At 34.9% G+C, this 3,507-nt stretch carries 4 protein-coding genes; 3 read left to right on the forward strand and 1 reads right to left on the reverse strand.

Annotated elements, in window-relative coordinates:
* Positions 1 to 346: 346 nt before the first annotated feature.
* The 3 genes from PHF25_09200 (at position 347) to PHF25_09210 (ending at position 2,850) form a co-directional block, all read left to right on the forward strand.
* Positions 347 to 1,183: a nitroreductase family protein gene (locus PHF25_09200; GenBank protein MDD4528185.1), complete on the forward strand. Its 837-nt coding sequence runs from the start codon at positions 347 to 349 to the stop codon at positions 1,181 to 1,183.
* Between the two features lie 245 nt (positions 1,184 to 1,428).
* The gene (locus PHF25_09205) at positions 1,429 to 1,707 is read left to right on the forward strand and encodes a type II toxin-antitoxin system RelB/DinJ family antitoxin (GenBank protein ID MDD4528186.1); all 279 of its coding nucleotides are present in this window, start codon (positions 1,429 to 1,431) and stop codon (positions 1,705 to 1,707) included.
* A gap of 108 nt (positions 1,708 to 1,815) precedes the next feature.
* A complete protein-coding gene (locus tag PHF25_09210; GenBank protein ID MDD4528187.1) occupies positions 1,816 to 2,850 on the forward strand; it encodes a Fic family protein in 1,035 nt (344 codons plus the stop codon).
* Between the two features lie 57 nt (positions 2,851 to 2,907).
* Here the strand turns inward: PHF25_09210 and PHF25_09215 are convergent, their stop codons facing one another.
* On the reverse strand, positions 2,908 to 3,174 hold the full coding sequence (locus tag PHF25_09215) for a GIY-YIG nuclease family protein (GenBank protein ID MDD4528188.1): 267 nt from the start codon (positions 3,172 to 3,174) through the stop codon (positions 2,908 to 2,910).
* Positions 3,175 to 3,507 lie beyond the last annotated feature (333 nt).

A 3,507-nucleotide genomic window follows, 5' to 3' on the forward strand; every position in this document is an offset into this window, starting at 1 on the left:
AAGAACACGGACTCTCGCTTATTCTAAGACTAAATTCATTCACTAACGGACAAACTCCCCTGTCCTGGGTCGGTTGTCCTGGAAAATCGTCCTGATTTTCCCACGCTCATTTCATTAAGTCTTAAATATTTCGCTTCCGTACGGTTCTTCAGTTCAATTAATGGGGTTTATTTAAAACAAATACAAATTTTATGGTTAAATGACGTCTAAATATCTACGATTTTTATATTTTAGAAAAAGAACCTATTTTTTAGTAAATGGATATTGTTAGTACTGAATTGATTTTCCCTTACTGCTAAAAAGGGGGACTATAGATACCTTGTATCTTTCGTATTATACTATCCTTATGGACATGCTAAAAATCATCGAAGCGCGAACATCAGTAAGAGCCTACTCTAATCAAGTGGTTGAGGCAGACAAACAAAAGGAACTAATGGATTTCCTTGCCAATAATAATATCGGCCCGTTTGGTAATGAGGTTCGATTTGATTTGGTCGATATGACCGGCAAAGACCTAAGTCAACTGAAAGCTCTTGGTACGTATGGAGTTATAACCAATGCTCATATTTATCTTGCGGGTGCTGTTGCTGCAGATAAAAACAACATGGAAGATTTTGGTTATTGTATGGAAGGCGCTATCCTCAAGGCTACAGAGTTGGGGCTGGGCACTTGCTGGCTTGGTGGATTCCTGAACCGTAGTGAATTCGGAGAAAAAATCGAGCTTTTGCCTTCGGAAATACTACCAGCGGTGACACCATTGGGTTATCGCGCAAGCAGAACCACGGTGCGTGATCGTATGATTCGTAAATTAGTTAATTCAAGTAGCAGAAAGCCTTTTGAGGAGTTGTTCTTTCTGGTAGACAACAAGACACCATTATCATCTGGCGGTGCAAGTACTTATGAACCGGTTCTAGCTGCTGTGCGGATGGCGCCTTCAGCATCGAATAAGCAACCTTGGAGAATCATTAAAGATAAACAGCAGGATACCTTTCATCTCTTTCTTGATGAAGACAAGGCTTACAGTCAGCGCTTTCCTGGGGTTGAACTTCAGCGGCTGGATATGGGCATTGCTATGTGCCATTTTGCACTTGCTGCACAAGCCAAAGGACTTAAAGGAAAGTGGACCGTGAAGCCACCCATTCTGGATGTTGGAAACTGGGTCTATATTGCTAGCTGGATGTAGTACTGTTTTTGCCAATTCTGGTCGTGTGACCATAATTTAATTTTTTCAGTAGCTCCACTATTTTTACTATATATAACCCATTGTGTGTATAGATTGTGTAAAAAATAGTCATAAAATTATACACGTTATTGATTTATGTATAAAATTCGGGGAAAGATAAGTATATAAACTGAAATATATTTCACAAACACTATGTTTATTGTACGCCATTTGGGGTACAACGGAATACATAAGGAGAAAATATTATGACTAAGACAACAATAGACAGATTAAAGACTGCTAGAGTTAGCGCCAGAATGGACTATGACCTAAAAAATAAAGCTGAAATTGTATTGCATAAATTGGGGATCTCTTCATCAGAAGCTATTAATATGTTTTTTGCAAAAATATTAACTGAAGGCGGAATTCCTTTTGAGCTAAAATTACCTAAAGAAACAATGGAGGCAATACAAGATGCTAAGGAAGGAAAGAATATAGAGGGATTTAATTCTGCTAAGGAATTGTTTAAAGATTTAGGAATATGAGGAAAATACAAACACATAGCCCACTGGCATACATGCACTCGTAAGTTTCGGCTTGGCAGCCTGTTAAACTTGACTATCGTCTAATTATCGTCTAATATAAGGCTAATTATGTTTGTTCCTAAATATACTATTACGAGTAAGTTATTGTTAAACATTAAACGTATTTCAATCCTTATATTTGAATTAAACTCAAAACAATACAATTCAATCGTTTTAACTAAAATGGAAAGTTCGGCACGTGAAATATCTGCTTTTTCTTCAACAAGTATTGAGGGTAACCCGCTTCCATTAACAGAAGTTAAGAGAATACTAAAGAATAAACCTCAAAATTTAAGAGACAGCGAACAAGAAATTATCAATTATAATGACACTCTTATAAATATGAAGGATTATATAAGTCAAAGTATTATAGGTTTTGATCTCTCTTTAATATTGAAAATTCACAAAGGAGTAACCAGTAAGCTACTTAATAAATTTCAAATTGGTAAGCTAAGACAAGAGTCTGTTTTTGTTAATGATCCCAAAAAACGTCAGACAATATATTTACCACCAGATCACGCTGATATAAAAAAGCAACTGGAGGAACTTATAATTTTTGCTAATACAAATAAATCGTTAATAGATCCGTTAATTTTAGCTGGAATATTTCATAAACAATTTGTGATTATCCATCCTTTTGTTGATGGTAATGGCAGGACTGCTCGTTTAGTAACAAAACTTATATTGGCAACCATGGGGCTTAATACTTTTAATTTATTTAGTTTCGAGAATTACTATAATAATAATGTTAGTAAATATTTTGAAATGGTTGGGATTAAAGGAAATTATTATGAGATTAAAGATGCTGTGGATTTTACCCCTTGGCTTGAGTATTTTACTGACGGAATCATAGATGAGTTATTGAGAGTTGGACAAGAATTAAAGACGTCAGCATTAACGCCAGATACGGAACTCAAGGACTACCATCATCAAATATTAAATTACATAAATAAGCATGGATATATTACTGATAAAGACTACGCACGGCTTACCATAAGAGCAAAGCCAACCAGAAACATTGATTTTAATAAACTCATTAAACAAGGCTACATTGAAAGATTAGGGAAAGGTCGAGCTACTTACTATAAAAATGTTGTTAAATAAATTGTCTGCCCCACTTGTTGGTGAAGAGCCAAAAAACATAAAAAAAGATTCAATTGCTTAGGTATTAAGTGAATTTCTAACAATTTGTCTTAAAGTTGTTTTGCCTTTATTTGTTTTAAAGTATCTTTCTCTACGTTCTGCATCTGTTTTTGAAAGATGTCCTTCAAAGTAGATTAGTTTTAATGGTAGACGTTTGGCTGTAGATATATTTTTTCCTTGATGATGCTCGTTAATTCTTCTTTCAAGATTATTTGTATACCCGATATAGAATTTATTATCAAATTCATTTTGTAGTACATACACATAGAAAAATTCTTCTAACATATGTTGATTATAGCAAATAATAGTGGCAGTGAACTACTCACTACGTTCGAGTACACTGCATAAACTATTCTAAATAGATAAAGTATATAAATAAGGGAATGTACACATACTAGGCGCAGCCATGAACTTGATCAGCCTCAGGCTGAGAATTATAGTGGCAGTGAACTACTCACTACGTTTGAGTACACTGCATAAACTATTCTAAATAGATAAAGTATATAAATAAGGGAATGTACACATACTAGGCGCAGCCATGAACTTGAGAAACTGTAAGTTTCGAATAGTTTATGGTTGCGGGAGCCAGACTCGAACTGACGACCTTTGGGTTATGAG

This window comes from Candidatus Margulisiibacteriota bacterium, assembly GCA_028706105.1.
Taxonomy (GTDB): domain Bacteria; phylum Margulisbacteria; class Riflemargulisbacteria; order GWF2-35-9; family DYQY01; genus DYQY01.

Excerpts from the sequence above, each read along its gene's own strand:
- PHF25_09200 (MDD4528185.1), top strand. The coding sequence starts at position 347 with ATGGACATGCTAAAAATCATCGAAGCGCGAACATCAGTAAGAGCCTAC.
- PHF25_09205 (MDD4528186.1), top strand. The coding sequence starts at position 1,429 with ATGACTAAGACAACAATAGACAGATTAAAGACTGCTAGAGTTAGCGCC.
- PHF25_09210 (MDD4528187.1), top strand. The coding sequence starts at position 1,816 with ATGTTTGTTCCTAAATATACTATTACGAGTAAGTTATTGTTAAACATT.
- PHF25_09215 (MDD4528188.1), bottom strand. The coding sequence starts at position 3,174 with ATGTTAGAAGAATTTTTCTATGTGTATGTACTACAAAATGAATTTGAT.